This window comes from Nocardia sp. CY15 (assembly GCF_009829295.1).
Lineage (GTDB): Bacteria > Actinomycetota > Actinomycetes > Mycobacteriales > Mycobacteriaceae > Nocardia > Nocardia sputi.
In genome coordinates this window covers 1-4945 of sequence record NZ_VUOT01000074.1, presented here as the reverse complement: position 1 = coordinate 4945, position 4945 = coordinate 1, and the positions used below count along the sequence as shown (strand labels likewise).

The window sequence follows — 4945 nt, the reverse complement described above, 5'->3', positions numbered from 1 at the left end:
GGCCCGCAACCCGCCCGAACAACTCATCCAACCCAGCCACCCACGCAGCCAGATCCTCATCCACCGACACTGACACGACGAAATAGGCTACCCGACAACAACATCACGAAGTGCAGCTGGAGTACTAAGCCCGCTGGTTCTTACTTACTTCGTCGTCATGTCAGGGTGGCCGGAGGTGCAACCTCCTCCGGCCACCCGACACCTGACGACAACCAACAACTGCCGAATGGCGTTTTCCGGTGAGGTGGGGAGGGCGGGTGATCGCCATGCGACGAAGGTGGTCGGGACGCGCGAGAAACGCTCCGTTTGGTCCGATGCCCGCGATATCAGTGAACGTGGCCATGTCGCCGTCGATGTGGCGAACTCGCAGTGCTGGCAGACCATTCGGGTTCTCGTTCGAGGCGGGGATGCCACCGGGAAGGGAAACCCTGTGGCATCGTCGATTGCCGCAACCGCAGGGACGGGGGTCGAGCCGGCGACATCACGGTGGCCGGCATCTGCGGCGGGCTGCTGCGGCATCTGCACCGTCTCGTGCGGTTTTATTTATTGCTGAGCTCGAAGTGGCCGTGGTCCGCGTAAATGTGCCGCGGCATATCTGGTCCGGCCGCAGCGAGTTGCGCCATCTTCTCGCGGAACTCAGGATCTTGATTGTCACCTGCGCTTATGGACATGTCGACATCGGCCAGCCATCGAGGCACCGTCGCGAACCGGTCCACTACCTGGCTGTCGAGGTGCCAGACGAGGGTCACGGTGGTACCGGTCTCCTCGTACCAGCCCAGAAACTCGACGTTGTCTGCCAGTCGACGGTACGTAGGTTTCTGGATGGCGTGACGCCCCTTGTGAGGACCCTCGGTCAGCGTGTAGTCGATAAAACCGGCACCAGTGATCCAGGGGTCGAATTCCCAACCGTTGGGCAAGTACAGGTGCAAGCGTTGTCCGACGATAGATTTCAGCATTCGACAGTCCGGGTCGGCCGTGAAGCCAATCCCGATCCCCCTTTCAAGTGAGTTCCTGCGAACGATATTCGATGATCATCATCGCATAGGGCCGGAGACCTTGGTTGTAGATTGAGCGAAGCTTCGGTGTCGGTTTCATTGTGGCACAAAAGATTCCAGGGCATGGCTGCGGTGTTGGCGACTCGCGATTCGCACACGCGGTAGAGGACCGGCGGCGGCTTCGATGCTCACTGAGGTGATCTCACCAAGGTAGGCGACAGATTCCGACTCGTCCGGATCACGACAGAAACATCGGGGCCGGCTCCGGCCGCGGTGGCCAACCGGGAGCCAGAAGCCGACCACCACTCGCGGCCACCGCCACCGCACCCGGCGTCACCGCGCCAAGTTCGGCGAACCGCTCGGCGACCACGACCACGGCCCACTCAACCGCAGCCAGCGCATCCGCCCACGCCGATCCGGCTGCCTTCGGCACCCTCACATCAACCTCCCGCCGCCACGGCGAACCGGACGAATTCCGCCCGCACTACCTCCAGAGGACCAGACACTGGCCGCGCAACGCCGAGCACACGGCACCCCTGCGGCAGCCGGGCGCTGACCTGCTGGAAACAGGTGTTGATGCTGTTGGCATGGTTCCGCAAACACGAAGATATCGCGGTGCTCGGCGCGGCATTCGGCATCAGCCGTGCCACCTCCGACCGCTACCACCACGACGGCATCACCGCCCTCGCGGCCCAAGCCCCCGACCTGCACGAAGCCCTGTACCGTGCCCACGAGGAAGGTCTCACGCACCTGATCCTTGGACGGGAAGGTCTTCGGCGCCGACCGCTGCGGCGAGAAGACCACCAGCGTGAGAGGCGAGCAGATCGACGTGTGGTACTCCGGCAAAGCCCACAGTCCCGGTGGCAACGTCCAAGCCGTCTCGGCGCCAACCGGATTGCCGCTGTGGGTTCCCCGACGTCGGACCCGCCTCGGTGCACGACCTGGTTGCCGCCGCCCGCGACCACGTCCTACCCGCGTTGTACTGGGCAGCGGCACATCTGGACCTGCCGACCCTGGCCGAGCGCGGCTACGAAGGTGCCGGGATCGGCATACACACCCCGATCAAGCAACCCGCCGATGGCCGAGCCCTCGCCCCCAGGGAAACCGCATCTACAACGCGCTGCTCCGTGGGCTGCGCTCCCTGTGCGAGCGCGGCTTCGCCGTGCTCGTCGGCCCGCTGGCGCGCCCTGCGTTTCACGTGCAGCCCCGAAAGAATCGGCACCGTCGTCAAAGCCGCACTCGTTCTCACCCACTTCGAATACCGGCGCGTCAGCCGAAAGTTGGTGAGATCACTTCACTGGGGGATAGGCATCGGTGGCAGTTGCTCGAAAACGACCGGAAATGCCTCCAGCGCCCGGTGGAAGGGTCCCGGCCGCCAGACCAATTCATCTACGGGCACGGCTGGCGTCATGTCAGGCACCGCGGTGCACAACTGATCGATAGCATGCTGCGCGATCTCGTAGGCCAAGGTTTTTGCTGGGCAGCCGTGTGGTCCGCCGCCAAACGCCACATGTGCCCGGTTGCCGATGTGGCTGCCGCCGGGGTCGGCGGCCACGCGGATCGCAGGGTCGTTGTTGCAGGCAGCGAGGCTGACGACGATCGGCTGGTGTGCCTCCAAAAAGATTCCGTCGACCATGACCGGTCGACTCGGATATCTGAAGCAGAAGTTCGCCATCGGCGGGTCGATGAACAAGACCTCGTCGAGGGCGGTCATAGTCGACAAACTCCGACCGTAGTCACCGCCGAACGCCCCGTACCGAGTGTCGGTGAGCATCCGCAACAGTGTGTTAGTGATCAGATTGCGTTCCAGTTCGAAACCGGCACCATAAAAGCTCATCAGCTGAGCGAATACCTCAATGTTGTCGAGCGCGCTGGGGTGGGTCACCAGTCGCGAGGTTGCGTCCTTGTCAGGTTCGGGGTTTGCGCGCTTGAGCGCAATCAACTCCATCAGTGCGTCTTTGATCATCGTCATGCCCTGCTGAGCTGTGAGCGTGCTGCGCTGATCGAAACGCGCCGCCATACCGGTTGCGACCCGTTCCCCGATCTCCGCCGGACAACCGCATATCCGGTTGATGACGTCCAAGACCAAATGGAATGCGTAGTCAGCCATCAGATCGGCTGAACCGCGGCCACAGAACTTGTTGATCAGCGGGATAGCGATGTCCTCGACCAGCGCGCTTATGTTGTACAAGTCGACTCCGTCGATGCTCGCTACGGAGGCACCTCGATAGCGGTCGTGTGCGGCACCGCTGTTGTACCGCGCTGCGGGGAACCAGGCCATCATCGCCAGGACGGGTGTGTCCTGCGGAACGGTGGGCTGCCATTGTCGCGGATCTGACGGGAAGTGGTCGGGATCGTTGAGAATTTTCACCGCGGTCGTGTGGCTTATCACCAGCGTGGCCGGTACTTTCGGCGCCAGGTCGACCGGAACTAGCGAAGTATAACGGCGCCGCATCTCAGCATAGGCACGGTGCGGGTCGGCGGCGAAGTCGGGGTCGTACATCCGAAACCGCTCGGGTGCTTGGTGGAGGGGGGCGGTCGGGTGGGCCGGGGACGACTGCGAGGTCAAAACGTGGCTCCAAGTGGATTGAGTTAGGACGTGGATCGCGATGACGGATACAGACTCGAATTACGTTCACCGATTGGAAGTAACAGGCTCCTGTTCGGTGCCGGCATCGGCGACGACTTTTCTCTTCTGCGTTCATGCACGGGTCGATAGGCCGACGGGTAGCATTGAATCGCGCGTTTCATCGTGGACGCAGACCATCGCGGTGAGCGGTGTTGTCCATGAAATCGCCTCAGCGACATACTGATTCATGCGCGCGTGCCTCTCGTCAGGTCGGTCCAGAACTATAGTCCCCGCGATGAAGTTCGCAATCCCTGGTGCCTGCGGGCCGGCCGAGCCGACATAGCCCCGGGAGGGCGCACGCGGTCGCGAGGCGCGTCGAGCCTCGCCGCGATCCCGAGAGCGGGCTCGCGCGTAGGTCGTCGCTTCGCATGAGCAGGTCCGGGAACGAAGTTGTCCAGCAGCCACCCGGCTCCGCGCCCGAATCCATCGATGCAGTCTTTGCTCGGCGTTGAGCTCGCTTTCGTCGATTCCCTCGTACAGCGCCGGATCTTGCAGAGCTGGCAGACACGCCTTCACCGCCGTGAGGCGGCGAGAAAGCTCATCCGGATCCAGAGCCTCTGGGCGACGGGTGCGCGGAAGTAGCGACAGTAGACTGCGGCGGTACCTGTCTCTGTTGGACGGAGGATGTTGCCTCGAGCTGGAAGCCGATTCCGTTGATGCGGCCGGGTTCATGACAGGTTTTTCTCCGGGGGCGCAGATGGGGGTTTGTGAGCGAGAGGGTGTGGCTCCCCGGTCAGGACTGACAGCGCGTAGGCCACCTCTTCGATGGTCGCGCGGGTATAGATCAAGGTGACATTGTCGGAGTGGTTGCTGGCGTGTCCGGCATATGCCTTCGCGACGGCGTGGCCGAAATTGCGCTCTACCCATGTCAAGGTGGTGTGGCGCAGCCAGTGGCAGGTGATTCCTTGCTGCTTGACCCACGGCAGCTGCTTGCCGATCTGACTCCAAATGGTGGTGAAGCGCATTGTGCTGATCGGATCGCCGTTTCGGTAGCGCAGGAGTCTTTCGTGGGCGTTAACGGGAATCGGCCTGCCGTTTTGCGCTAGGAGATTGGTGGGATCTCGAGGCTGTACGCGTGAATCGTAATGGTCCACAAGTGCGCGCATGAGTGTCGGCGACACGGGTTGCCACCGCTCGGTGTTGCCTTTTTCACGCAGTAGGATCAGGCATTGGTGCTCGTCCAGATCCTGCTTCCTAACAGTTCAGTTCAGAATGAGTCGGTGTGACGGTTTGCTCTGCGGCGCAACGTGTCCGACACTTTCGGGGTGGTTGATGAGGTGGTGACCGATGCGTTATGGGTGCGGCTGGAGCCGTTGATTCC

At 62.5% G+C, this 4945-nt stretch carries 3 protein-coding genes; all 3 read right to left on the bottom strand.

Features of this window, described 5'->3' with window-relative positions; translation table 11 throughout:
• Positions 1–539: 539 nt before the first annotated feature.
• The 3 genes from GVY39_RS33520 to GVY39_RS33510 all read right to left on the bottom strand — a co-directional run bounded on the left by GVY39_RS33520 (position 540) and on the right by GVY39_RS33510 (position 4808).
• Complete coding sequence (locus tag GVY39_RS33520; RefSeq protein ID WP_159930973.1) at positions 540–956, bottom strand: phenolic acid decarboxylase; 417 nt, start codon at positions 954–956, stop codon at positions 540–542.
• 1333 nt (positions 957–2289) lie between these two features.
• Entirely contained in the window at positions 2290–3498 is a 1209-nt protein-coding gene (locus GVY39_RS33515; protein ID WP_159930974.1) for a cytochrome P450, read from the bottom strand.
• Positions 3499–4292: 794 nt separating this feature from the next.
• Positions 4293–4808: a tyrosine-type recombinase/integrase gene (locus tag GVY39_RS33510; protein WP_255466380.1), complete on the bottom strand. Its 516-nt coding sequence runs from the start codon at positions 4806–4808 to the stop codon at positions 4293–4295.
• Between the last annotated feature and the right edge of the window lie 137 nt (positions 4809–4945).